This window comes from Streptomyces sp. NPDC058665, assembly GCF_042714995.1.
Classification (GTDB): domain Bacteria; phylum Actinomycetota; class Actinomycetes; order Streptomycetales; family Streptomycetaceae; genus Streptomyces.
Genome location: NZ_JBHXRX010000070.1, coordinates 1 through 22895, shown reverse-complemented (window position 1 = coordinate 22895; position 22895 = coordinate 1). Strand labels below are relative to the sequence as shown.

Sequence of the window (22895 nt, the reverse complement as noted above, 5' to 3'; positions counted from 1 at the left end):
GTGTCCGCAGTGAATCATGCGGTACGGAACGGGCTTTCGCCGCGTTTATGTAGGGACCCCACAGTGACCGTACCGAGGCGCTGTCCATGCCCGAGTCCACGGACCGGCGGCTCGGACGATAGATTTCGCAGGTACCAGACAGCTACGAAAGGTGCTCCGTTGAGCCGCTCGGTTCTCGTCACCGGAGGAAACCGGGGCATCGGTCTTGCCATTGCCCTGGCCTTCGTCGGCAACGGCGACAAGGTCGCCATCACCTACCGCTCGGGCGAACCGCCCAAGGCCCTGACGGAGTCGGGCTGCCTGGCCGTCCGGTGTGACATCACCGACGGCGAGCAGGTGGAGCAGGCCTACAAGGAGATCGAGGAAGCCCACGGTCCCGTGGAGGTGCTGGTCGCCAACGCCGGTGTCACAAAGGATCAGTTGCTGATGCGGATGTCCGAGGAGGACTTCACGTCCGTCCTCGACACCAACCTCACCGGCACCTTCCGCGTCGTCAAGCGCGCCAACCGCGCCATGCTGCGCGCCAAGCGCGGCCGCGTCGTCCTCATCTCGTCCGTGGTCGGGCTGCTCGGCTCGGCCGGGCAGGCGAACTACGCGGCCTCCAAGGCCGGTCTCGTCGGCTTCGCCCGCTCGCTCGCCCGTGAACTCGGCTCGCGCAACATCACGTTCAACGTCGTGGCCCCCGGTTTCGTCGACACCGACATGACCAAGGTGCTCACCGACGAGCAGCGCAAGAACATCGTCGCCAACGTCCCCCTCGGCCGTTACGCACAGCCCGAGGAGATCGCGGCCGTGGTCCGCTTCCTCGCCTCGGACGACGCCGCGTACATCACTGGAGCCGTCATTCCCGTTGACGGCGGATTGGGCATGGGTCACTGATCACATGAGTGGAATCCTCGCCGGCAAGCGCATTCTCGTCACCGGCGTCCTCACCGACGCCTCCATCGCCTTCCACGCCGCCAAGATCGCGCAGGAGGAAGGCGCGGACGTCATCCTCACCGGCTACGGGCGCCTCTCGCTCGTCGAGCGCATCGCCAAGCGGCTGCCCAAGCCCGCCCCCGTCCTTGAGGTCGATGTCACCAACCAGGAGCACCTGGACTCCCTCGCCGACCGGATCCGGGAGCACCAGGGCGAGGGCGCGAGCCTCGACGGAATCGTGCACTCGATCGCCTTCGGCCCGCAGGGGGTCTTCAACTTCCTGGAGGCGGAGTGGGAGGACGTCGGCACGGCGGTGCACGTCTCGGCGTACTCGCTCAAGTCGCTGACCATGGCCTGCCTGCCGCTGATGGGGCGCGGCGGCTCGGTCGTCGGGCTCACCTTCGACGCGCAGTTCGCCTGGCCCAAGTACGACTGGATGGGCATCGCCAAGGCGGCGCTCGAATCCACCAACCGCTATCTCGCGCGTGACCTCGGCGCCCAGAACATCCGCTGCAACCTGGTCTCCGCCGGGCCCCTCAGGTCGATGGCCGCCAAGTCCATCCCGGGCTTCGAGGAGCTGGCCGACGTGTGGAACCACCGTGCGCCGATCGGCTGGGACCTGTCCGACCCGGAGCCGACCGGCCGTGGCGTCGTCGGACTGCTGTCGGACTTCTTCCCGAAGACGACGGGCGAGATCCTGCACGTCGACGGCGGCGTCCACATGATGGGTGCCTGACCGGACCTGCTGAACGGCTCGACCCCGAAACCGCGTGACCGCCCGACGGCGGCACGCGGTTTCGCGCGTCGTGCGGCGCGGATGCTCACTTTCCGTGTCCGTACGAGTCGAGAAGAGCGACGAATCCCCGCAGACTGATCGGGGAGGAGGTCTAGCTGTGTACCGGAAAGCACGCAAGGTGGCTGCCTCGCTGACGGTGGCGGTGCTGATCGTGACCGGCCTCGCCGTCACGGCCGTCGTACGCGACGAGTCACCGCCCCCGGCCGTGAAGACGTCGGCGGCGGACGTGCTGGGTGTCGACCGCGCGGCGGTGGACGACGGTGAGGGCGCCCGCGGCCGGCGTGAGGACCGCGACGCCCGCGACGCCCGCGGGCGCGAACCGTTCGGGGCCTCGTGCCGTACGACCACCGAGGGCTCCCAGGTGACCGCGTTCTGCCACAACCCGTACCCGGAGACCGACCGGGTCCAGCTGCACATCGAGTGCGCGCGCTGGTGGGACGTCGACTCCGACGGCGCGCCCGCCGAGGCCAGGCCCGCCGGTTACGTCAGCCTCGCCGGGCGCTGCTGGAAGGAGATCGAATCTGCCTGGGTCAGCCACGAGCGCGCCGTGCCCTGACCGGGGCCACGGCCGCCGCCCTCAGGCCGTCTCGCGCAGACAGCTGAACGCGTGGCTCGCCGCCTCCGCCCCCGCCGTCTCCGCGTCCCCGGCCCTGATGGCCGCCACCAGCCGTGCGTGGTCCACGTAGAACGCCGGCCGCAGCTCACGCCCCACATCGGCGCGCAGCCCGTCGCGCATCAGATCGCTCAGATCCGCGTAGAGCGTGGTGAGGACCTCGTTGTGCGAGGCCGAGACCACCGCGAGATGCAGGGTCGCGTCCGCCGCGACGAACAGGTCCGCGTTCCCGCCGGCCCACGCCTCCTCGCGGCGCGCCAGCAGCGTGTCCAGCTGCCGCATGTCCCGATCCGTACGGCGCTCGGCCGCCAGCCGGGCCGCCGACGCTTCGAGGGTGGAGCGCACCTCCGCGATGTGCCGGGCGTCGGCGTCGGCGAACCTGCGGTGCATCACGCCCGCAAGCTCGCTCGTGGCGACGACGTAGGTGCCCGAGCCCTGCCGGATGTCCAGAAGCCCGTTGTGCGCCAGCGCGCGCACCGCCTCACGGACGGTGTTACGGGCCACACCCAGCTGCTCGACCAGCTCGGGCTCGGTGGGGATGCGAGAGCCGACCGGCCATTCGCCCGACGTGATCTGGTTCCGCAGCTCGGTGATCACCTGATCGGAGAGCGCGGATCGCCGGGGAGAGGTCAGGGCCATGGTGCTCCAAGTTCTCGGTGCCGGGGGATGACGGGGCGATTGGACAACCAATCATCCCATGATTCTATGATGGCTCCATGCTGGACGAGACCACGACCCCACTCCCGCCCCGGGAGGACACCGCGCCCCTGCCCGCCGATTCCTCCGCACCGGCACCCTCGACCCGGGCGGCCGTATGGCTGACACGCCTTCTCGTCGTCGGGCTCGTCCTCGCAGCCGTCAACCTCCGTCCCGCCATCACCAGCCTCGGCGCGCTGCTCGAAGACGTACGCGCCGGACTCCAAATGAGCGGCAGCGTCGCCGGTGTTCTCACCTCCGTACCGGCGCTCTGCTTCGCCGTCTTCGGTGTCACTGCCCCGCGCCTGGCCCGCCGCTTCGGGCCCGCCACCGTGGTCTGCGCCGGTCTGGTGGCCATCACGGCCGGTCTGCTGATCCGCCCCTTCACCAGCGGCACGGCCGCCTTCCTCGCGGCGAGCGCGCTCGCGCTGATGGGTATAGCCGTCGGCAACGTGCTGATGCCGGTGATCGTGAAGCGGTACTTCCCCGACCGGGTCGGCACCATGACCGGCCTCTACTCGATGGCGCTGTCCGCGGGCACGGCCGTGGCGGCGGCCGCGACAGTCCCCATGACCTCAGCGCTGGGCGGCAGTTGGCGCCTCGGCCTCGGGCTGTGGGCGGTGGTCGCGGCCGTCGCCGTACTGCCGTGGGCGGTGCTTGTCGTACGCGACCGGAAGAGCGCGGGGAGCACCGCGAGCGCGGCCGGTGCCGACGCGGGGCGGCGGCCCGAGCCCGAGCAGGGCGCGGCGGGGGTGCGGGCAGGAGCGCAGGCAGGGGCACCGGCGCCGAGGATCGCCCGCAGCCGTACCGCCTGGGCGCTGGGCTGCTTCTTCGGCCTCCAGGCCACGGGCGCGTACATCACCATGGGCTGGATGCCGCAGATCTTCCGCGACGCGGGGGTCTCGGCCGGTACGGCGGGGCTGCTGCTCGCCGTCACCATGGTCATGGGCGTCCCCCTGGCCTTCGTGATCCCCCGGCTGGCCACCCGCATGAAGAACCAGGGTCCGATCGTCATCGCCTTGGGAGCCTGCGGTCTCACCGGCTACGCGGGGCTCTTCCTCGCGCCCGCCGCCGGTGCCTGGGTGTGGGCGGTGCTGCTGGGCGTCTCCAACTGCGCCTTCCCGCTGGCACTCACGATGATCGGGATGCGCGCGAGGACCGGCGCCGGGATCGTACGGCTGTCCGCCTTCGCGCAGAGCACCGGCTATCTGATCTCCATCCCCGGTCCGCTGCTGGTGGGCGTGCTCTACCAGCACAGCGGCGGCTGGGAGCTGCCGATCACGCTGATGGGCGGGCTCATGGTGCCGCAGATCATCCTGGGGGTCGTCGCGGGCCGGGACCGGACGATCGAGGACGAGTGCTGAGATGAGAAACTGGGCCCATGCCAGTCCTTGATCCGCATCCCCAGAACGGCCAGAAGAAACTGCTGATGATGTTCGGCACGATCATCGGCATCATGGTGGTGATCGCCGTCATCGCCTCGATCGCCGCGCCCTGACGTCGCCAATGGTGGTGCTGGCCCTACCGTCCCTTAGGGGGCCAGGGTCAGGGTCAAGTGGGTGGGTCTCCGGATGGGAGCGGGGACCGGTGATCCGTAGCTTTGAGGTACTTCAACCGCTGACCTACGGAGGCGGCCATGCAGGCCCCTACGCACACCCGGTCCCACCACCCGTCCCCCAGCAGCGTCGACATCCGTCTGCCCTGGTGGGCGGTGGTGCTCCCGGCCCTCGCGTTCGCCGCGCTCCTGCTGCTGATGGCCGGCCCCGTCCCGGCCGACGCCGCCGCGACCGACCCCGGCGTCGGCGGTGTGGTGATCCAGATCCAACAGACCCTCGCCAGGTAGCGGAGTCACGTCATCCGTGGTGGGCGGCCCCTCCAACACCCCGCGCCTGACGGCGCAATTCATGCGAAGCTGGGATGCATGAGCGTCGAAACACCCCGCAGGATTGTCCTACTCCGGCACGCGAAGGCCGACTGGCCCGACGTGGCCGACCATGAGCGGCCGCTCGCGGAGCGAGGCCGCGCGGACGCCCCGGTGGCCGGCCGGCGGATTGCGGAGACCGGCATCGCCTTCGACCTGGCCCTCTGCTCGACGGCGGCCCGTACGCGCGAGACCTGGAAGCTGGCGGTGCACGAGCTGCCGTCGCGACCCAGGACCGTCTACGAGGACCGGTTGTACGACGCCACGCTCGGCGATCTTCTGGCGCTGGTCACCGAGACGCCGGACGAGGTGAAGGACCTCCTGCTGATCGGCCACAACCCCGGTATGCACGCCCTTGCCGACGCCCTCTCGGCGCGCGCCGACGGCGACGCCCTGGGGCGGCTGACCGCGAGCGCGTTCCCGACCTCGGCGTTCGCCGTCATCGAGATCACGGGGTCGTGGAAGACTGTGGAGCCCGACGTGGGGACGCTCCTCGAATACTGGGCCCCGCACGACTGACCGAGCTCGCCCCTCCGGTCGCCCCAACTCCCTTACGACAGAGCCCCGGCACGGTGTGCGTGCCGGGGCTCTTGCCTCTCTCGTACGAGTCCGGGGTACGGGCTCCGGCTCAGCGCGACGGGCCCTCCTCCGCACCCCCCGCGCCCTCCGCAGCCTCCACCTCTTCGACCTCCTCGCGCGTGATGCCCAGCAGATAGAGCACGGTGTCCAGGAACGGCACGTTCACCGCCGTGTGCGCGGCCCTGCGGACCACCGGCTTGGCGTTGAACGCGACCCCGAGCCCCGCCGCGTTCAGCATGTCGAGGTCGTTGGCGCCGTCGCCGATCGCCACGGTCTGGGACAGCGGCACCCCCGCCTCGGCGGCGAACCGGCGCAGCAGCCTGGCCTTGCCCGCCCGGTCGACGATCTCGCCCACGACCCGCCCCGTGAGCTTCCCGTCCACGATCTCCAGCGTGTTCGCCGAGGCGAAGTCGAGCCCCAGCTGGTCCTTCAGCCCGTCGGTGACCTGGGTGAACCCGCCCGACACGACGCCCACTTGGTAGCCGAGCCGCTTGAGCGTACGGATCAGGGTGCGGGCGCCGGGCGTGAGCCGTACCTCCGCGCGTACCTTCTCCACCACCGACGCGTCGAGCCCGGCCAGCAGCGCCACACGCGCGTGCAGCGACTGCTCGAAGTCCAGCTCGCCGGCCATGGCCCTGGCCGTCACCTCGGCGACCTGCTCCTCGCAGCCGGCGTGCGCGGCGAAGAGTTCGATGACCTCGTCCTGGATGAGGGTCGAGTCGACGTCCATGACGACCAGCCGCTGCGCCCGGTGGTGCAGCCCGGCCGAGACGACGGCGACGTCCACCCCGATCTCGGCTGCCTCCGTCGCCAGCGCGGTGCGCAGCGGTTCGGTCGGGGTGCCGGACACCGCGAACTCCACCGCCGTGACCGGGTACTTGGCCAGCCGGAAGATACGGTCGATGTTCCCGCCGGTCGAGGTGATACGCGCCGCGATGGCCGCCGTCGACTCGGCGGACAGCGGATGCCCGAGCACGGTGACATGGGAACGGCCGCTGCCGCGCGGCCTGTTGTCGCCGGTCCCGGAGATGATCTCCGCCTGGAGCTTGAGGGAGTCGGCCCAGCTGTGGACGGTCGCGCGCAGCTCGCCCTCGGCGCCGCCGCCGGCGGGCGAGGTGACGAGCGCGCACAGGACGATACGGCCGCGGGTGACGACCTGCTCGATGTCTATGACGTCGAGCGAGTAGGCGGCGAGGGTGTCGAAGAGGCCCGCGGTGATCCCCGGGCGGTCCTTGCCGAAGATCTTGACGAGAAGCGTGGGGGCCGCGTCGGTGGTCTGAGGGGGCTGAGATGCGCTCATGGTGATTCCACCGTATCGGGCGGGACGGGTGGAGCGACCCGGTGTCCCGCGTGCCGGACAGGCATCCCCGGCGGCTCTTCCCGCATACGTCCCGACCGGGGTCCCGCTGGTGGGGTTTGCGCGTGTTCACTTACGTTTCGCCGCGCCACGAACGGGATTTTGCGCTCTTTCGTGAGGCCCGACTTTCGTATAAGGGGCCGGGCCTGAAATAGTTCCCCACGATGTTCGCCATCCCTAGACTCCCTGTGATGGGGGTAACTCGGGGGACAACCAGTGGGGCATGGAGTGCCGGAACTCGTACTTGAAATGAACGGAAGGACCTGGACGCTCGATCAGTCCAGGTCGTACAGCCTGGGACGTGATCCGCAGGGCGACTTGGTGATCGACGACGCGCGTGTCTCGTGGCGTCATGCCACCATCAGCTGGGGGGGCCGTAGTTGGGTAATTGAGGACCACGGCAGCACCAACGGCACTTATGTGCAGGGCCAGCGGATCCACCAGATGGAAATCGGTCCGGGAAGCGCCGTGCGTCTCGGCAATGCGACCGACGGACCGCGGCTGAATCTCAACGGTGCGGCAGCGCACCAGGCGCCGCAGGTGCAGCACGCGCCGCCGCAGCACGCGCCCGCGCAGCCGCAACCGCAGCCGCAGGGCGGCCCAGGATGGGCCCCTCAGCAGCAGCCTCCTCAGCAGCAGGGCTGGCCGCCCCGGCAACAGCAGCCGTCCCAGCAGCAACAGCAACAGCCTCAGCAAGGCTATGTACCGCCGCAGCACGGAGGGCCCGGAGCCCCCGGTGCCGGTGGTCACGGCGGTCCAGGCTCCGGTGGCGCGGCGGGGGCCCCGCCGGTGTACGGGGACCGCAGTCCGACCACCTTCCACCAGGTGGCTCTCGGCCGGGTGATGCGCATCGGCCGTGCGCTGGAGAACGAGCTGGTGGTCTCCGACCTCCAGGTCTCGCGTCTGCACGCCGAGTTCACCTCGACGCCCGACGGCCGCTTCCAGATCCGCGACCTCGGGTCCCACAACGGCACCTACGTCAACGGTCAGCCGATCCCCAAGTCCGGTACGGCGCTGATCGGTCCGAACGACATCGTGGGTGTCGGTCACTCGACCTTCCGCCTCGTCGGCGACCGGCTGGAAGAGTTCGTCGACACCGGTGAGGTCTCGTTCTCGGCCCGCCACCTGACGGTGACGGTCGACGGCGGCAAGCAGATCCTCAAGGACGTCTCCTTCGGTGTCCCCGAGAAGTCGCTGATCGCGGTCATCGGCCCCTCGGGCTCCGGAAAGTCCACGCTCCTCAAGGCGCTCACCGGCTACCGGCCCGCCAACGAGGGCGATGTCCTGTACGACAACAGGAATCTCTACAAGCAGTTCGCCGAGCTGCGCCAGCGCATCGGTCTGGTTCCGCAGGACGACATCCTGCACAAGGAGCTGACCGTACGGAAGGCGCTCAAGTACGCGGCCAAGCTCCGGTTCCCCGGTGACACCGCCGAGTCCGAGCGCGAGGCCCGTATCGACGAGGTGCTGCGCGAGCTCAAGCTCGACATCCACAAGGAGAAGCGGGTCACCTCGCTCTCCGGCGGCCAGCGCAAGCGGGTCTCCGTCGCGCTCGAACTGCTGACCAAGCCGTCGCTGATCTTCCTGGACGAGCCGACCTCCGGCCTCGACCCGGGTATGGACCGCGACGTCATGCAACTCCTGCGCGGCCTCGCCGACGACGGCCGTACCGTCCTCGTCGTCACCCACTCGGTGGCGGAGCTGGCGATCTGCGACAAGCTGCTCGTCATGGCGCCCGGTGGCTCGGTCGCGTACTTCGGACCGCCGGAGGAGGCGCTCAACTTCTTCGGCTACACCACCTGGGCCGATGTCTTCTCGGCGTTCGAGAACTACCGCGACTACGACTGGGCGGGCCGCTGGCGCGGTTCGCAGCACTACCAGATGTATGCCGCCGACATCGACGCCGTCGCCGCGCAGTCCGTCCATATGCCGTCGCCGCAGCAGATGCGCCCGCCGAAGCCGCAGAGCTGGGGCTCCCAGCTCTGGACGCTGATCCGCCGCTACTCCTCGGTGATCGCCTCCGACCGGGGCTTCCTCGGGCTGATGGTGATATTGCCCGCCGTCCTCGGCGTGGTGAGCGTCGTGATCCCCGCGGAGTTCGGTCTCGGACCGCCCGACCCGCCGTCCAGGTTCAACGGCAAGGCCGGGACGATCCTGCTGATCCTCGCGGTCGGCATGTGCTTCTCGGGCGCGGCCAACTCCGTACGAGAGCTGATCAAGGAACGGGTGATCTACGAACGGGAACGGGCCACCGGTCTGTCCCGCTCCGCGTATCTGATGTCCAAGGTCATCGTGCTCGGCGTGATCACGGCCTTCCAGGGCGTCATCATCTGCGGCATCGGCTTCGCGCCGCGCGCGCTGCCCGACGAGGGCCTGATCATGCCGCCGGCCGTCGAGATGTGCATCGTGATCATCGCGCTGGGCTTCACGTCGATGATGTTCGGTCTGGTGATCTCCTCGCTGGTGAAGACCGCCGAGAAGACCATGCCGCTGCTGGTCATGTTCGCGATCGTCCAGGTCGTCTTCACCGGCACGCTCTTCCAGGTCTACGGTTCGCCCGGCCTGGAGCAGTTCGCCTGGCTGATGCCCTCGCGCTGGGCGATCGCCGGCACCGGCTCCACCCTCGACCTGGCGCATCTGATGCCGCCGTGGGACCCGAAGAGCCCGAACGACCTGGACCCGCTCTGGGACCACTCGATCGGGCAGTGGGGCTTCAACCTCGCGGTCCTGCTGTTCATCGGCGTCCTGTGCGGATTCGTGGTGGCGCGGTTGCTGCGCCGCCATGAGCCTGAGGTCATGCGCAAGTAAGGCGGAACACGCACGCCGCCGGTGGGCGGCACCCCTTCGCGGGGTGCCGCCCACCGGCGTCTGTGCGTGGTCGTGCGCTGTGGTGCCGTCGCTCAGTAGGCGCTGTCGACGTTGTCGATCGAGCCGTAGCGGTCGGCGGCGTAGTTGGCCGCGGCGACGATGTTGGCGACGGGGTGGTACTGGCTGTTCGGCGTGCCCTTGACGTGGTAGGTGTCGAAGGTCGGCTTGATCACCTGGAGCAGGCCGATCGAGGGGACGCCGTTCTTGGCGTTGATGTCCCAGTTGTTGATCGCCCGCGGGTTGCCGCTGGACTCACGCATGATGTTGCGGTGCAGACCCTCGTACGTGCCGGGGATCTTCTCCTTCTTCATGATGGACAGGGCTTCCTTGATCCATCCGTTCAGGTTGTTGGCGTAGGCGGGCTTGCGGTCGGCGGAGCGGTTGGCCTTGGCCTTGGCGGCCGCGCGCTTCTTCGCCTTCGCGGCTGCCTCCTTCTTGGCGTCGGCCTTCTCCTTCGCCTTCTCCTTCGCCTTCTCCTTTGCCTTCGCCTCGGCCGAGGAGTCCTTCTTCGCGTGAATCTCGGCGACGCGGTCGGCCAGGGTGTGCTGCCCGGCCAGGCTCTGCTGGACGGCAGGGGCCTGCGTGCCGCCCGTGGGCGACTGGAACGCCACCGGGGCGGTGGACGTGGACGCGGCCACGGTCTTGTTCGAGCCCTCGGCGGATGCGTTGCCCGGGACCAAGGAGAAGGTGAGGGCCGCGGCGGCGACAGCTGTCACGCCGGCGATCGAGAGCCGGTGGCTCTTGTTCAGACGGTTGCCAGGGGTGCTGGACGCGGTCATTCGACTTACCTCTTCGAATAGCGGGGCGTCGCGGAGGCCGGTCGGCCAGATGCCTGAATGGCGGCGACGGCTGCAATTCTTAGCGGCAGCAAAACTCTGAGGCAAAGGTGTGACGTACGACCCGTGATAGTTGAAAGGTGTGCAAATGAGACACCCCACTACCGGTTAACGGCATCCCTGCACCCGCCGATATGTCCACTACATACCTTCGTAAGTGATCTGCGTCCTATGCGCGGCGTCACATCGGGCAGGGTCCGACTTCACCAGAGGTTGCTGGCGCAACTCGGAGAGTGAGCGTTCTCATCCGGCAGGACGAGGTGGACGTCGCCGAACTCGTGCCAGAGGTAGAGATGCCGTACCGCCTCGGTATAACCGGCCTCCAGCGCCTCCCGGCCGGCGATCGCCTCCAGCATCAGCAGATGCGAGGCCGCCGGCTCGTGCAGCCCGGTCAGCAGCCCGTCGACGACACGCACCCCGCGCCGCGGCGTGACCACCAGATCCGTCCAGCCCGAGGCCGCCCGTACACCCCCGCGGGGACCGGCCGCCGACTCCAGCGCCCGTACGGCCGTCGTCCCGACCGCGACGATCCGCCCGCCGCCGGGGCCTGTCTTGTGGATCTTGCCGGGCTCGCGGTCCCTGGTGCCGCACCTCGCCGCGTTGTCGTCGGTCGGCATGGCTCCGCCATGACTCCCTCCTCCGCCTTGCGATCCACGACACCAGACCCCGCTCCCTGATCCGGCCTGATTCACAAGACAGGCCCCCGCCACAGCCGCGTTCACCAGCCGGGCCGTCGTCGCGGGCACCTCGAAACGCTCCGGGTACGGCGGCTCGTGCGCCTCCGCCGACGCCACCCCCGTGTCCAGCCTGATCGGCGCGAACTGCACACCCCGGCTCACCAGCTCCGCCACCAGCCGCGCGGTGAACGGCCGGCCCGCACTGGGCATCTCCGCCGAGCCCGTGCCGTCGGGGGAGGGGAGCGCGAAGACCGTCTGGTACGCCGAGAGCGGCTGGTCCCGCTCCGTGTACCCGTAGCGGATGGGACGGCCGTGGCGGCCCAGCAGCCCCGGCACGTCCCCGCCGTCCAGCCGCGCCCACCACAGCCGGGTGCCCGCCGGGTCCAGCGGCTCCTCCAGTACGAGGTGCCCGCCGCCCGGCAGCCGTACGACCGCCCCGGCCGGACCCCCGGCACGTGCCCGGGTCGCCCCCTTGCGCCCGCCCAGGCCCGGCGCCCCCGGCGACCGCAGCTCCACCGCCCACCGGCCGTCGTCCCCGCGCGTGGAGAAGTGGACGACCAGCCGCTCGGCCCCGAGCCGCCCGTCGACGGCCGCCGGCAGCGTCCGCGAGGTGTTCACCACCAGTACGTCCCCGGCCCGCAGCTGCCCCGGCAGCTCCCCGAAGACGTGGTGCGACACCGCCGTGCCCCGGGACACCAGCAGCCGTACGTCGTCCCGCCCCGAGCCGCGCTGCTCGGCCGGCACCCGCGCGGAGAGCGCGTCCGGCACCCGCAGCCCCTCCGGGCAGCCCGGCCCCTCCAGCTCCGTCCGCCGCACGGCCGCCCCGGTCATGAGGCCGCCTCCAGCAACGAGGCGGCCGAATACCGCCCGCTCGTCGGCCGCTGCCGGAGCAGCCGCAGGAAGCCAGGCACCACCGACCGGGGATCCGGCCGTACGTCACCGTCGTCCGGCACGGCCGCCGCGTACAGATCGGTCTGCATGTCGCCCGGATCGACCGTCCACACCCGCAGTCCCGGCTCCTCCACGGCGAGCACGGCGGCCAGATGGTCGAGCGCGGCCTTGGACGCCCCGTACCCGCCCCAGGTCTCGTACGCCTCCGCCGCCGCGTCCGAACTGACGGCGATCACCGTCCCCGTCCCGCCGGCCCGCAGCAGCGGCAGGGACTCCTGTACGAGCCCGAGCGCCGCCACCACATTCGTCTCCAGCGCGGCGCGCAGCCCGTCGAGGGCCAGCGCGTCCAGCCGTACGAGCGGCTCCGCGCCCAGCGCGCTGGCGTTGCTCACCAGCAGATCGAGCCCGCCGAGCGCCGCCGCCGCCGCGACCAGCTCCGCGCGGTGGACGGGATCGGTCACATCCCCGGGAACCGCCGTCACCCGCGTCCCGTGGACCCTGACCTCCCTGGCCGCCTCCTCCAGCGCGCCCGGCGTCCTGGCGTCGAGCACCAGATCCCACCCGTCCTCGGCGAGCGCCCCGGCGAGTGCGCGCCCCAGTCCCTTGGAAGCCCCCGTGATGACCGCTACCGACATGGCGTCCACTCCTTCTCGCCTCGCGTCGGCCCCGGACGTCGCCAAGAGCCGTTGTCCTCAACATAGAAAGGACAAGCGCCCCGCCACCTCGGCCGCGGGTCCCGCCCCGCGAAGGCACTTCGGCCTAGGCCTCAAGGCTCGACACAGGACCTAGGGCGCAAGCCCTCGTCCCCTGCGTCCGAGGTCCGATCCGGTCGCTTCAGGGCGCCGGTACCGTGAGGTCATGAGCCATCGACCGAGCTCCGGGCTCGCCGCCGTGAGCACCGCGCTCCTCGCGATGAGCAGGCATCTGGAGGTGCGGGACGTCCTCAAGACGATCGTCGCCTCCGCCCGTGAACTGCTCGACGCCGAGTACGCCGCGCTCGGGGTGCCCGACGACCACGGCGGCTTCGCCCAGTTCGTGGTCGACGGCGTCAGCGACGAGCAGTGGAAGGCCATCGGCCCGCTCCCGCGCCAGCACGGCATCCTCGCGGCGATGCTGCTCGACCCCCGGCCCGAGCGGCTCGCCGATGTGAAGGAGGACCCGCGCTTCGGGGGCTGGCCCTCCGCCCACCCCGACATGTCCGACTTCCTCGGCCTGCCCATCCGCGACGGCGACGAGACAATCGGCACGCTCTTCCTCGCCAACAAGCGCTGTCCCAGGCCGGCCGGCGGCTGCGGATTCACCGAGGAGGACGAGGAACTCCTCGGCATCCTCGCCCAGCACGCCGCGATCGCCCTCACCAACGCCAGGCTGTACGAGCGCAGCCGGGAGCTGACCATCGCCGAGGAGCGCTCCCGGCTCGCCCACGAGCTCCACGACGCCGTCAGCCAGAAACTCTTCTCGCTGCGGCTGACCGCCCAGGCCGTCGCCAGCCTCATCGACCGCGACCCCGCCCGCGCCAAGGGCGAACTGCGACAGGTCGCCGACCTCGCCGCCGAGGCCGCCGACGAACTGCGCGCCGCCGTGGTCGAGCTGCGCCCCGCCGCCCTGGACGAGGACGGCCTCGTCCACACCCTGCGCACCCAGATCCAGGTCCTCGACCGCGCGCACTCCGCGCACGTCACCTTCGACAGCTGCGGTGTGAAGGCGCTGCCCGCCTCCCAGGAGGAGGCGATGCTCCGCGTGGCCCAGGAGGCGCTCCACAACGCCCTGCGCCACTCCGGTGCCGAGCGCGTCGACGTGACCATCGCCCGCCGGGGCCAGGGCGCGGTGCTCAGCGTCACCGACAACGGCAAGGGCTTCGAACCGAGGACGGTCCGCAGAGCCGGCCGCCACCTCGGGCTCGTCTCGATGCGGGACAGGTCGAGCGGTGTCGGCGGCAGGCTGACGGTGCAATCGGCGCCCGGACAGGGCACCACGATCGAGATGGAAGTTCCCGGTGGCTGACGACAAGAGAATCCGCGTACTGCTGGTGGACGACCACCAGGTGGTCCGCCGCGGCCTGCGCACCTTCCTGGAGATCCAGGACGACATAGAGGTCGTCGGCGAGGCGTCCGACGGTGACGAGGGCGTGGCGGGCGCGGAGGAGCTGCGGCCGGACGTCGTCCTGATGGACATCAAGATGCCGGGCACCGACGGCATCGAGGCCCTGCGCAAGCTCCGCGACCTCGCCAACCCGGCCAAGGTGCTGATCGTGACGAGCTTCACCGAGCAGCGCACGGTGGTGCCCGCGCTGCGGGCCGGGGCTGCGGGCTACGTATACAAGGACGTCGATCCGGAGGCGCTGGCCGGCGCCATCCGCTCCGTACACGCCGGTCATGTCCTGCTCCAGCCGGAGGTGGCGGGCGCCCTGCTGGCCCAGGACGACCCCGGGTCCGGACAGGGCAGGGGGTCATCGCTCACCGACCGGGAGCGCGAGGTGCTCACCCTGATCGCGGACGGCCGCTCCAACCGGGAGATCGCCCGCGCGCTCGTCCTCTCGGAGAAGACCGTCAAGACGCATGTCTCGAACATCCTGATGAAGCTGGACCTCGCGGACCGTACGCAGGCGGCGCTGTGGGCCGTACGGCACGGCATCACGGGATGAGCGCGAAGTAGCGGGGTCGCGGGGGCTCGGGTCGCACGGGCGCCGGGTCGCGGGAGACTAGCCGCTGCCGATCTGGAATGTCGTATTCCGATCTGAGATTCATACCGTCGGGTGGATGTCCCCCACACGGCGTATCCCCGACGGCGTCCGCGCGTTCTCCATGGCGTGCCGCGGATCACCGCCGCGGCCCTTGCGATGGAGGATCCTGAAAATGAACAACCTCAAGAAGGCCGCCGCCCTCACTATGATCGCCGGTGGCCTCGTCGCCGCCGGTTCCGGTGCCGCCTTCGCCACCGGCGGCCCCCACGCCGCCGCCGACGGCAAGGCCGTGCACTCCCCGGGCATCGGCTCGGGCAACCTCGTGCAGGCCCCGGTCCACGTCCCCGTGAACGCGGTCGGGAACACGATCAACGTGATCGGCGTCCTCAACCCGGCGTTCGGTAACCTCGGCCTGAACCCCTGATCCACCGCCGCCCAGGCGCCACGGCCCCGGCGCCCGTCCTCAGCGACGGGCACCGGGGCCGTGCCACATCTCACACCCGGACCCGCTCAGCGCGGCCCGCGCTCCCTCTCCTCCACATACGCGTTGTACGCGGCCACCTGCGCCCGCCGCGACACCCGCTCCACCGGCCGCAGCAGCTCACCACGCGCCGCCATCTCCGACGCGCTCACCGCCCCGCCGTGCCCGTTCTCCCGCGCCAGCGCGACGAGCAGCCCCACCCGCTGCGCCAGCTCCAGCACCCGTACGGCGCGCGGCGGATAGCCCGGAGCCAGCACCTCGCGGCCACGCTCCGACCGCGCGCGGTACGCGTCCAGCGCCGCCTCGGCCACCGGCCCCGACGCCGCCACATCCAGCCGCGACAGCTCGTCCGTCGCCTCCCGCAGCGCCTCGGCCAGCTCCCGCTCCGCCTCACCGAGCGACGGCACATCCGCCGGCGGCGCCTCACGCACCGGCAGACAGTGCCAGACCACCTCCACATGAAGGTCGCCCTCGGGACCCACCGCGGTCACCTCGGGCACCAGCCCGTACGGCGCCCCCGAAGCGACCACCGCCTCCTCCGCCTCCAGCGCTCGGGCGTTGAACTCCGGCGGCCCGCTCAGCCCCAGCGGATGCCCCGGCGCCGGTAGCGCCACTCGGTACCCGGTCACCCCCAGCGCGCGCAGCCGGCCGAGCGCCAGCGTCAGCCCGACCGGCCCCGTCTCGCCCGGCAGCTCCGCCACCCGGTGCACCGCGTCCGGCCCGACGATCGCGAGAACCGCGTCGTCCGGCGATACGAATCCGGCAAGGAGGGCATTTCCCCAGGCCGCCAACAGTCCTGAGCGTGGTTCGGAAAGCATGGCCCCAGCCTAGGGAACGGACCTAAGGAGTTGACCGCCGGACCGGTGGCGTAGGTTTTCCCTGTGGAGCTGCGCCCACAGGCGCATGCCAGATCTCAAGACTGCATGGGGAGACAACGCGCTCATGAGCGATGTACTGGAGCTGGTGGACGTATCCGTGGTCCGCGACGGACGCGCTCTGGTGGACGATGTCTCCTGGTCCGTCAAGGAGGGCGAACGCTGGGTGATCCTCGGCCCCAACGGCGCCGGAAAAACGACCCTTCTCAACCTCGCGTCCAGCTACCTCTTCCCCTCCACCGGCAAGGTGAAGATCCTCGGCGACAAGCTCGGCAAGGTCGACGTCTTCGAACTCCGCCCCCGCATCGGCGTGGCCGGAGTCGCCATGTCCGAGAAGCTGCCCAAGCGCCAGACCGTGCTCCAGACGGTGCTCACCGCCGCGTACGGCATGACCGCCACCTGGCACGAGGACTACGACGACGTCGACGAACAGCGCGCCCGCGCCTTCCTCGACAGGCTCGGTATGACCGAGTACCTGGACCGCAGGTTCGGCACCCTCTCCGAGGGCGAGCGCAAGCGCACCCTGATCGCCCGCGCCATGATGACCGACCCCGAACTGCTCCTCCTCGACGAGCCCGCCGCCGGTCTCGACCTCGGCGGCCGGGAGGATCTCGTACGCCGCCTCGGCCGACTCGCCAGGGACCCGTACGCCCCCTCCATGATCATGGTCACCCACCATGTCGAGGAGATCGCCCCCGGCTTCACCCATGTCCTCATGATCCGCCAGGGCAAGGTCCTCGCCGCCGGTCCCATGGAGACCGAGCTGACGTCCCGTAACCTCTCCCTCTGCTTCGGCCTCCCGCTCGTCGTGGAGCAGGCCGACGACCGCTGGTCCGCGCGCGGTCTCCCGCTGCGCTGAGCCCACCGCGAACTCACAGCGCCCCATGGCGACCTCATGGCCACCGACGGCCAAGACGGCGCCTGGGCAGCGTAGATGACCTGATCGCGCCCCCTGTCCGGACCGGACCCGCCCACCTACCATGATGATGTGGAAATCGAAGCATGGGTGTGGTGGCTGATCGCGGCCGTGGGACTGGCGATACCGCTCGTCCTGACGGCGATGCCCGAGTTCGGGATGTTCTCCGTGGGCGCGGTGGCCGGTGCCGTCGTCGCGGCGCTCGGCGGCGGAATCGTGGCGCAGGTCCTTGTCTTCGTAGCGGTCTCGGTCGCGCTCATCGCCGTCGTACGGCCCCTGGCGGCCAGACAAGGCGCCCGAACTCCCCGGCTGGCCACGGGAATCGACGCCCTGAAAGGGCGTCAGGCCGTGGTCGTCGAACGGGTCGACGGCAGCGGCGGCCGGATCAAACTCGCCGGAGAGATCTGGTCGGCACGCGCTCTCGACGCCGAACAGGCCTTTGAACCGGGGGAGAAGGTCGACGTGGCCGAGATCGACGGCGCCACCGCGGTGGTGATGTGAGCGCCCCCGCGTGCCATCAGGCGCCCCGCTTTTCGATGAGCTCGACCAGGCAACCAGGCCGAACACCCCCCACAAGCAGGCGTGTTCTGCGAAACTCGATCATCTGACAGTCCAGCAGTTCGGCAGCGAAGGGCAGTAAGGAACGCGATGCCATCAATCATCATCGTCTTGGTCATCCTGGTGGTGCTTGTATTCATCGCCCTGATCAAGACGATCCAGGTCATCCCGCAGGCGAGCGCCGCCATCGTGGAGCGCTTCGGGCGCTACACCCGCACGCTCAACGCGGGCCTGAACATCGTGGTCCCGTTCATCGACTCGATCCGCAACCGGATCGACCTCCGTGAACAGGTCGTCCCCTTCCCGCCCCAGCCGGTGATCACCCAGGACAACCTGGTGGTCAACATCGACACGGTGATCTATTACCAGGTCACCGACGCCCGCGCCGCGACGTACGAGGTCGCCAGCTACATCCAGGCGATCGAGCAGCTCACCGTCACCACGCTGCGCAACATCATCGGCGGCATGGACCTGGAGCGGACCCTCACCTCCCGCGAGGAGATCAACGCGGCCCTGCGCGGCGTCCTCGACGAAGCCACCGGCAAATGGGGCATCCGCGTCAACCGCGTCGAGCTCAAGGCCATCGAGCCGCCGACCTCCATCCAGGACTCGATGGAGAAGCAGATGCGCGCGGACCGCGACAAGCGCGCCGCGATCCTCACGGCCGAGGGCATTCGGCAATCGGCGATCCTGACCGCCGAGGGCGAGAAGCAGTCGGCGATCCTGCGCGCCGAAGGTGAGGCCAAGGCCGCCGCCCTGCGCGCCGAGGGCGAGGCCCAGGCCATCCGTACGGTATTCGAGTCCATCCACGCCGGAGACCCCGACCAGAAACTCCTCGCCTACCAGTACCTCCAGATGCTCCCCAAGATCGCCGAGGGCGACGCCAACAAGCTCTGGATCGTGCCCAGCGAGATCGGCGACGCGCTCAAGGGACTCAGCGGCGCGTTCGACAACCTCGGCTCCGGAGTGCCGGGCTTCAACACCGGCAAGGATCGCCGCCAGCAGGCACCGCTCGACTGACGGCTCCAGTTTCCGGTGCCGGCGGCCGCCGTTTCTCTGATCCGTACGTCACGTTCCCGTGCGACGCACCACCCGTCGTACGGGAACGGCCCCGCCCTCGTGCATGATCGGTTCAACAACCACCGATCACCGAGGGACGTGTCGCGTGACCATCTGGGAGATGCTCGCCGTGTTCGTCGCGGGCACCTGCGCCGGGACCATCAACGCCATCGTCGGCTCGGGCACGCTGATCACCTTCCCCGTGCTGCTCGCCACCGGCCTGCCACCCGTCACCGCCACCGTCTCCAACGCACTCGGCCTGATACCGGGCGCCGTCAGCGGAGCCATCGGCTACCGCGCCGAACTCACCGGACAGCGCCGGCGCGTCATGCGACTGGGCACAGCCGCCGTCTGCGGCGGGCTCTGCGGGGCGATCCTGCTCGTCTCACTGCCCTCGACGGCATTCGAGACGATCGTGCCGATCCTGGTGAGCCTCGCGCTCGTCCTCGTGATCCTCCAGCCCCGGCTCGCCAAGACCGTCCAGCACCACCGCGCGCGGAAGAACGTCGTCACGAAGACCGACGGCGGACCGCTCCTCTTCGGCGGTGTCATGGCCGCCAGCGTCTACGGCGGCTACTTCACCGCCGCCCAGGGAATCATCTACATGTCCCTCATGGGCATGCTGATCGACGAGGAGATGCAGCGGCTCAACGCCGTCAAGAACGTCCTCGCCGCCATCGTCAACACCATCGCCGCGATCTTCTTCCTCTTCGTGGCCGAGTTCGACTGGACGGCGGTCGTGCTCATCGCCGTCGGCTCCGCCATCGGCGGCCAACTCGGCGCGAAGGTCGGCCGACGGCTCTCACCCACCGTGATGCGCACGATGATCGTGGTCGTCGGCACGGTCGCCATCGTCCAACTGGTCACCCGCTGAGCCGACTTCACGCGGACGTCACGCGGACCCCGGGCGGCTCCGCACGCGACGGCCCGCCTCCGGTGTACGGAGACGGGCCGTCCGGCGACAAGGGTGACAACGGCGACGGGAGGGAAGCACTCAAGGCCTACGCGGCCACACCGGCCCCCGCCAGCCACTGCGGCAGCGCCGACCGCTCACCGGCCCGCAGCGCCAACAGCATCGCGTCGGCCGGCGACGGCACGAACGGCTCGTGCAGCAGCGGCATTCCGGCCTGCTCGGGCGTCCGGTCGGCCTTACGGTGATTGTCCTCGGCACACGAGGCGACCGTATTCAGCCAGCTGTCCGCACCGCCACGCGACCGCGGCTGCACATGGTCCACGGTCGTCGCGCGCCGACCGCAGTACGCGCACCGGTGCTGGTCGCGTATCAGCACCCCGCGCCTCGACCACGGTGCCTGTCTTCGGAAGGGCACCCGTACATACCTGCAGAGCCTGATCACCCGGGGCACCGGCAGATCCACCTGGGCCGCACGCACCCGCAGAGCCGGGTGGGACTGCTCGACGACGGCCTTGTCCTGAAGGACCAGCACCACCGCACGGTTGAGTGTCACCGTCGACAGCGGCTCGAAGCTCGCATTCAGTACCAGCGTGTCCCGCATCCCGCCCACCTCCCGTGTGCCGTCCCGCCGGACGGCGGGCTGGGATCAACTCTGGCCGGGCGCGCCAAGATGGACAACGCAATATCCGCCTATCCGAGTTCCGAGGACGACCCCAATAACCCCCGCAACGAAAAAATGCCCTGCTCTGATCTCTCCAAGACCAGGGCAGGGCAAACAACAGCTGAACGGTCAGCTCTCCGCGGCCACGGCGTACTCACCGACCAGCTGCGCACGCGCGAGCGTGTGGAACCGCAGATTGAAGCCCACCACGGCGGGCGAGGCGTCCGAGTCCGGGCCCAGCGTGTCACTGTCCACCGCGTACACCGTGAACACATAACGGTGAGCGGGATCACCCGCCGGGGGAGCGGCACCCCCGAAGTCCTTCGACCCGTAGTCGTTACGGGCGTGCACGGCGCCCTTGGGCAACCCCTCGAACGAACGGGAACCCGCGCCGGCCGGAAGCTCCGTGACCGACGCCGGGATGTCGAACAGCGCCCAGTGCCAGAAACCACTGCCGGTCGGCGCGTCCGGGTCGAAACACGTCACGGCAAAGCTCTTGGTCTCCGCGGGGAACCCCTCCCACCGCAGGTGCGGCGATGTGTTCCCCGCCGCGAAGACCTGGGCGTCCTTCAGGACCGCACCCGACGCGATGTCGTCGCTCACCACGGTGAAGGACGGCACAGGCGGGTGGAAGTCATGAGGGAGCGGAGCCCTCTTCGCCTCGGTCACTACTGAACCTCCGGATTCGGCTTGGTGCCGCCGGGCCTCGCGGGACCCGGCGGCCTTCCGGAGCCGAGACTACGGCCGTACGGATCTCAGGCCCAGTTGCGACGCCCGCCGACGTCGGCGATCCACTGGTTGAGGTAGGCCGCCCAGTCGGTCCCCTGGAAGTCGTGCAGACCCACCTGGAAGGAGCGGTACGAGTCGCTGCCCTCGGAGAACAGGCCCGGCTTCTTGTCCATCTCCAGAATGACGTCCATCTCGCGGTCGTCCGCGATGAACGTCAACTCGACCTGGTTCAGCCCGCGGTACCGCTGCGGCGGAGCGAACTCGATCTCCTGGTAGAACGGCAGCCGCTGACGCGTCCCGCGGATGTGCCCACGCTCCATGTCCGCGCTGCGGAACCGGAAGTCCAGGCTGATGAAGGCATCCAGGATGGCCTGCTGCGCCGGCAGCGGGTGCACGTTGATCGGGTCCAGGTCGCCGGAGTCCAGCGCGCGGGCGATCTCAAGCTCCGTCGTCACACCGATGTTCATGCCGTACAGCTGCTGCCCGCCGATGCTCGTCACCGGCGTCTCCCACGGGATCTCCAGCCCGAAAGGCACCACGTGGACCGCGCCGGCCTTGACCTCGAAGGCACCGCCGAGACGCTGCTTGACGAACTCCAGGTCCTGCTTGACCTCCTGGTCCCCGCCCTCGACCTCGACGCGGGCCTGGAGACCGACGGAGAGCCCCTCGATCTGCTGGTCGACCGAACCGCCCTGGATACGCACCTCGCCCTGGACGACCCCGCCCGGGACGACGTTCTGCTCGGTCAGCTCGGTCTCGACGGACGCACCGCCGGCGCCCATGCTCGCGAGCAGCCTCTTGAAGCCCATAGTCACTCCTCCTAGATCCTGACCTCTACATACGCGTCACGACCGCGGGCGGTTCCCCCGCTACGCTCGGACGACATGATCGAGCGCCCCGACCGTACGCCGCTGCCCCGTGACTTCTTCAACCGGCCCGTGCTGGAAGTCGCCCCCGACCTGCTGGGCCGAACTCTCCTGCGCCGCACGGCGGAAGGAACGATAGAACTCCGCCTCACGGAAGTGGAGGCGTACGCCGGCGACATCGACCCGGGCTCCCACGCCTACCGTGGCCGCACCGACCGCAACAGCGTGATGTTCGGCCCGCCCGGCCACGCGTACGTCTACTTCACGTACGGCATGTGGCACTGCCTCAACCTGGTGTGCGGCCCGGAGGGCAAGGCGAGCGGTGTACTGCTGCGCGCCGGCGAGGTCCGGGAGGGCGCGGAGCAGGTACGGAAACGACGAGTCTCGGCCCGTAACGACAAGGAACTGGCCAAAGGCCCGGCCCGGTTGGCCACGGGCCTCGATGTCGACCGCGTGCTGAACGGCACCGACGTGTGCACCGGTGGCGACGCGCCCCTGTCGATGCTCACGGGTACGCCGCCGCCCCGTGACCAGGTACGCAGCGGCCCGCGCACCGGGGTGGGCGGCGAAGGAGCCCCGCACCCCTGGCGGTTCTGGATCGACGGCGACCCGACGGTGAGCCCGTACCGCGCCCACACTCCGCGCAAACGGGCAACTTGACGCGCCGGGGCGGGACGCCTAATGTAGTCCGAGCCGCTTTGCCCGGGTCTTGCTCTTCAGTAGCCCGAAGCGGCCACCCACTACCTACGATTCACCCCTGACGGGTTCTATTTCGGCATGCCGAAATTCGAACTCGCTCGACCCGATTATGAGTCGCCCGGGGAATCGGTTAACGTAGTGGACACGCCGAAAGGGAAACGCGAAAGCGGATAACCGATTAGGTGATCCCGCTGACTGGGAATCAGGCGCCGAAAGGTTCTGATAGAGTCGGGAACGCAAGACAGCAGGACCGAAGGGAAAGCCCGGAGGGGCCCGGAGACGGGACCGAAGGAAGCGTCCGTT

Annotated in this window: 25 protein-coding genes; 16 read left to right on the top strand and 9 right to left on the bottom strand. The window is 69.8% G+C overall.

Going from position 1 to position 22895, the window contains the following annotated elements; translation table 11 throughout:
- Positions 1-159 precede the first annotated feature (159 nt).
- From fabG to ACFWV8_RS32315, 3 genes are all read left to right on the top strand, one after another.
- A complete protein-coding gene (gene fabG / locus ACFWV8_RS32325; protein WP_329389324.1) occupies positions 160-879 on the top strand; it encodes a 3-oxoacyl-[acyl-carrier-protein] reductase in 720 nt (239 codons plus the stop codon).
- A 4-nt stretch (positions 880-883) separates the two neighbouring features.
- Positions 884-1654, top strand: coding sequence for an enoyl-ACP reductase FabI (gene fabI, locus ACFWV8_RS32320; protein WP_329389326.1), 771 nt, complete (start codon positions 884-886; stop codon positions 1652-1654).
- Positions 1655-1811: 157 nt separating this feature from the next.
- On the top strand, positions 1812-2270 hold the full coding sequence (locus tag ACFWV8_RS32315; protein WP_384212302.1) for a hypothetical protein: 459 nt from the start codon (positions 1812-1814) through the stop codon (positions 2268-2270).
- Between the two features lie 21 nt (positions 2271-2291).
- On the opposite strand, the gene ACFWV8_RS32310 is transcribed toward ACFWV8_RS32315, so the two are convergent.
- A complete protein-coding gene (locus ACFWV8_RS32310; protein WP_384212298.1) occupies positions 2292-2966 on the bottom strand; it encodes a FadR/GntR family transcriptional regulator in 675 nt (224 codons plus the stop codon).
- A 77-nt stretch (positions 2967-3043) separates the two neighbouring features.
- On the opposite strand from ACFWV8_RS32310, the gene ACFWV8_RS32305 reads away from it, so the two are divergent.
- The 4 genes from ACFWV8_RS32305 to ACFWV8_RS32290 all read left to right on the top strand — a co-directional run bounded on the left by ACFWV8_RS32305 (position 3044) and on the right by ACFWV8_RS32290 (position 5463).
- Complete coding sequence (locus ACFWV8_RS32305) at positions 3044-4387, top strand: CynX/NimT family MFS transporter (protein WP_384212295.1); 1344 nt, start codon at positions 3044-3046, stop codon at positions 4385-4387.
- A 17-nt stretch (positions 4388-4404) separates the two neighbouring features.
- On the top strand, positions 4405-4521 hold the full coding sequence (locus ACFWV8_RS32300) for an SGM_5486 family transporter-associated protein (protein ID WP_329389334.1): 117 nt from the start codon (positions 4405-4407) through the stop codon (positions 4519-4521).
- A 138-nt stretch (positions 4522-4659) separates the two neighbouring features.
- The gene (locus tag ACFWV8_RS32295) at positions 4660-4866 is read left to right on the top strand and encodes a hypothetical protein (protein WP_384212290.1); all 207 of its coding nucleotides are present in this window, start codon (positions 4660-4662) and stop codon (positions 4864-4866) included.
- A 78-nt stretch (positions 4867-4944) separates the two neighbouring features.
- The gene (locus tag ACFWV8_RS32290; RefSeq protein WP_329389338.1) at positions 4945-5463 is read left to right on the top strand and encodes a histidine phosphatase family protein; all 519 of its coding nucleotides are present in this window, start codon (positions 4945-4947) and stop codon (positions 5461-5463) included.
- A 109-nt stretch (positions 5464-5572) separates the two neighbouring features.
- Here ACFWV8_RS32290 and serB read toward each other — a convergent pair whose 3' ends face one another.
- Positions 5573-6823: a phosphoserine phosphatase SerB gene (serB, locus tag ACFWV8_RS32285; RefSeq protein ID WP_384212287.1), complete on the bottom strand. Its 1251-nt coding sequence runs from the start codon at positions 6821-6823 to the stop codon at positions 5573-5575.
- Between the two features lie 306 nt (positions 6824-7129).
- Here serB and ACFWV8_RS32280 point away from each other — a divergent pair, with 306 nt between their 5' ends.
- Positions 7130-9688 (top strand): FHA domain-containing protein, encoded by a 2559-nt coding sequence (locus ACFWV8_RS32280; protein WP_384212283.1) that lies wholly within the window; start codon positions 7130-7132, stop codon positions 9686-9688.
- A gap of 92 nt (positions 9689-9780) precedes the next feature.
- Here the strand turns inward: ACFWV8_RS32280 and ACFWV8_RS32275 are convergent, their stop codons facing one another.
- From ACFWV8_RS32275 to ACFWV8_RS32265, 3 genes are all read right to left on the bottom strand, one after another.
- Positions 9781-10527: a transglycosylase SLT domain-containing protein gene (locus ACFWV8_RS32275; protein ID WP_384212279.1), complete on the bottom strand. Its 747-nt coding sequence runs from the start codon at positions 10525-10527 to the stop codon at positions 9781-9783.
- A gap of 260 nt (positions 10528-10787) precedes the next feature.
- Positions 10788-12092 carry an S-adenosylmethionine:tRNA ribosyltransferase-isomerase gene (locus tag ACFWV8_RS32270; RefSeq protein ID WP_384212276.1) on the bottom strand — a complete coding sequence of 435 codons (1305 nt, stop codon included), beginning with the start codon at positions 12090-12092 and terminating at the stop codon, positions 10788-10790.
- Positions 12089-12787 (bottom strand): SDR family NAD(P)-dependent oxidoreductase, encoded by a 699-nt coding sequence (locus ACFWV8_RS32265; protein ID WP_384212272.1) that lies wholly within the window; start codon positions 12785-12787, stop codon positions 12089-12091. The genes ACFWV8_RS32270 and ACFWV8_RS32265 overlap by 4 nt, the downstream gene beginning before the upstream one ends.
- 223 nt (positions 12788-13010) lie before the next feature.
- Here ACFWV8_RS32265 and ACFWV8_RS32260 point away from each other — a divergent pair, with 223 nt between their 5' ends.
- The 3 genes from ACFWV8_RS32260 (at position 13011) to ACFWV8_RS32250 (ending at position 15259) form a co-directional block, all read left to right on the top strand.
- Positions 13011-14156 carry a GAF domain-containing sensor histidine kinase gene (locus tag ACFWV8_RS32260; RefSeq protein WP_384212269.1) on the top strand — a complete coding sequence of 382 codons (1146 nt, stop codon included), beginning with the start codon at positions 13011-13013 and terminating at the stop codon, positions 14154-14156.
- A complete protein-coding gene (locus tag ACFWV8_RS32255) occupies positions 14149-14796 on the top strand; it encodes a response regulator transcription factor (protein WP_329389350.1) in 648 nt (215 codons plus the stop codon). Before ACFWV8_RS32260 ends, ACFWV8_RS32255 begins: the two co-directional genes overlap by 8 nt.
- 211 nt (positions 14797-15007) lie before the next feature.
- The gene (locus ACFWV8_RS32250; protein WP_329389352.1) at positions 15008-15259 is read left to right on the top strand and encodes a chaplin; all 252 of its coding nucleotides are present in this window, start codon (positions 15008-15010) and stop codon (positions 15257-15259) included.
- An 86-nt stretch (positions 15260-15345) separates the two neighbouring features.
- Here ACFWV8_RS32250 and ACFWV8_RS32245 read toward each other — a convergent pair whose 3' ends face one another.
- A complete protein-coding gene (locus ACFWV8_RS32245; RefSeq protein ID WP_384212260.1) occupies positions 15346-16134 on the bottom strand; it encodes a hypothetical protein in 789 nt (262 codons plus the stop codon).
- 124 nt (positions 16135-16258) lie between these two features.
- Between ACFWV8_RS32245 and ACFWV8_RS32240 the strand changes: the two genes are divergently transcribed.
- From ACFWV8_RS32240 to ACFWV8_RS32225, 4 genes are all read left to right on the top strand, one after another.
- Positions 16259-17050, top strand: coding sequence for an ABC transporter ATP-binding protein (locus ACFWV8_RS32240; RefSeq protein ID WP_329389357.1), 792 nt, complete (start codon positions 16259-16261; stop codon positions 17048-17050).
- Positions 17051-17179: 129 nt separating this feature from the next.
- Positions 17180-17608, top strand: coding sequence for an NfeD family protein (locus ACFWV8_RS32235; RefSeq protein ID WP_384212253.1), 429 nt, complete (start codon positions 17180-17182; stop codon positions 17606-17608).
- A 147-nt stretch (positions 17609-17755) separates the two neighbouring features.
- Complete coding sequence (locus ACFWV8_RS32230; protein WP_329389360.1) at positions 17756-18685, top strand: SPFH domain-containing protein; 930 nt, start codon at positions 17756-17758, stop codon at positions 18683-18685.
- 145 nt (positions 18686-18830) lie between these two features.
- A complete protein-coding gene (locus tag ACFWV8_RS32225) occupies positions 18831-19598 on the top strand; it encodes a sulfite exporter TauE/SafE family protein (RefSeq protein WP_384212249.1) in 768 nt (255 codons plus the stop codon).
- A gap of 127 nt (positions 19599-19725) precedes the next feature.
- On the opposite strand, the gene ACFWV8_RS32220 is transcribed toward ACFWV8_RS32225, so the two are convergent.
- From ACFWV8_RS32220 to ACFWV8_RS32210, 3 genes are all read right to left on the bottom strand, one after another.
- Positions 19726-20238 (bottom strand): HNH endonuclease, encoded by a 513-nt coding sequence (locus ACFWV8_RS32220; RefSeq protein WP_384212246.1) that lies wholly within the window; start codon positions 20236-20238, stop codon positions 19726-19728.
- A 189-nt stretch (positions 20239-20427) separates the two neighbouring features.
- The gene (locus tag ACFWV8_RS32215) at positions 20428-20967 is read right to left on the bottom strand and encodes a YbhB/YbcL family Raf kinase inhibitor-like protein (protein ID WP_384212243.1); all 540 of its coding nucleotides are present in this window, start codon (positions 20965-20967) and stop codon (positions 20428-20430) included.
- 86 nt (positions 20968-21053) lie between these two features.
- The gene (locus tag ACFWV8_RS32210) at positions 21054-21836 is read right to left on the bottom strand and encodes a sporulation protein (protein ID WP_329389368.1); all 783 of its coding nucleotides are present in this window, start codon (positions 21834-21836) and stop codon (positions 21054-21056) included.
- Positions 21837-21911: 75 nt separating this feature from the next.
- Between ACFWV8_RS32210 and ACFWV8_RS32205 the strand changes: the two genes are divergently transcribed.
- Complete coding sequence (locus tag ACFWV8_RS32205) at positions 21912-22553, top strand: DNA-3-methyladenine glycosylase (RefSeq protein WP_384212238.1); 642 nt, start codon at positions 21912-21914, stop codon at positions 22551-22553.
- The last annotated feature ends 342 nt before the right edge of the window (positions 22554-22895 follow it).

Excerpts from the sequence above, each read along its gene's own strand:
- fabI (WP_329389326.1), top strand. The coding sequence starts at position 884 with ATGAGTGGAATCCTCGCCGGCAAGCGCATTCTCGTCACCGGCGTCCTC.
- ACFWV8_RS32275 (WP_384212279.1), bottom strand. The coding sequence starts at position 10,527 with ATGACCGCGTCCAGCACCCCTGGCAACCGTCTGAACAAGAGCCACCGG.
- ACFWV8_RS32250 (WP_329389352.1), top strand. The coding sequence starts at position 15,008 with ATGAACAACCTCAAGAAGGCCGCCGCCCTCACTATGATCGCCGGTGGC.
- ACFWV8_RS32290 (WP_329389338.1), top strand. The coding sequence starts at position 4,945 with ATGAGCGTCGAAACACCCCGCAGGATTGTCCTACTCCGGCACGCGAAG.
- ACFWV8_RS32300 (WP_329389334.1), top strand. The coding sequence starts at position 4,405 with ATGCCAGTCCTTGATCCGCATCCCCAGAACGGCCAGAAGAAACTGCTG.
- ACFWV8_RS32280 (WP_384212283.1), top strand. The coding sequence starts at position 7,130 with ATGAACGGAAGGACCTGGACGCTCGATCAGTCCAGGTCGTACAGCCTG.
- ACFWV8_RS32205 (WP_384212238.1), top strand. The coding sequence starts at position 21,912 with ATGATCGAGCGCCCCGACCGTACGCCGCTGCCCCGTGACTTCTTCAAC.
- serB (WP_384212287.1), bottom strand. The coding sequence starts at position 6,823 with ATGAGCGCATCTCAGCCCCCTCAGACCACCGACGCGGCCCCCACGCTT.
- ACFWV8_RS32310 (WP_384212298.1), bottom strand. The coding sequence starts at position 2,966 with ATGGCCCTGACCTCTCCCCGGCGATCCGCGCTCTCCGATCAGGTGATC.
- ACFWV8_RS32220 (WP_384212246.1), bottom strand. The coding sequence starts at position 20,238 with ATGCGGGACACGCTGGTACTGAATGCGAGCTTCGAGCCGCTGTCGACG.
- ACFWV8_RS32305 (WP_384212295.1), top strand. The coding sequence starts at position 3,044 with ATGCTGGACGAGACCACGACCCCACTCCCGCCCCGGGAGGACACCGCG.
- ACFWV8_RS32245 (WP_384212260.1), bottom strand. The coding sequence starts at position 16,134 with ATGCTTTCCGAACCACGCTCAGGACTGTTGGCGGCCTGGGGAAATGCC.
- ACFWV8_RS32240 (WP_329389357.1), top strand. The coding sequence starts at position 16,259 with ATGAGCGATGTACTGGAGCTGGTGGACGTATCCGTGGTCCGCGACGGA.
- ACFWV8_RS32210 (WP_329389368.1), bottom strand. The coding sequence starts at position 21,836 with ATGGGCTTCAAGAGGCTGCTCGCGAGCATGGGCGCCGGCGGTGCGTCC.
- ACFWV8_RS32270 (WP_384212276.1), bottom strand. The coding sequence starts at position 12,092 with ATGACCGGGGCGGCCGTGCGGCGGACGGAGCTGGAGGGGCCGGGCTGC.
- ACFWV8_RS32295 (WP_384212290.1), top strand. The coding sequence starts at position 4,660 with ATGCAGGCCCCTACGCACACCCGGTCCCACCACCCGTCCCCCAGCAGC.
- ACFWV8_RS32265 (WP_384212272.1), bottom strand. The coding sequence starts at position 12,787 with ATGTCGGTAGCGGTCATCACGGGGGCTTCCAAGGGACTGGGGCGCGCA.
- ACFWV8_RS32230 (WP_329389360.1), top strand. The coding sequence starts at position 17,756 with ATGCCATCAATCATCATCGTCTTGGTCATCCTGGTGGTGCTTGTATTC.
- ACFWV8_RS32260 (WP_384212269.1), top strand. The coding sequence starts at position 13,011 with ATGAGCCATCGACCGAGCTCCGGGCTCGCCGCCGTGAGCACCGCGCTC.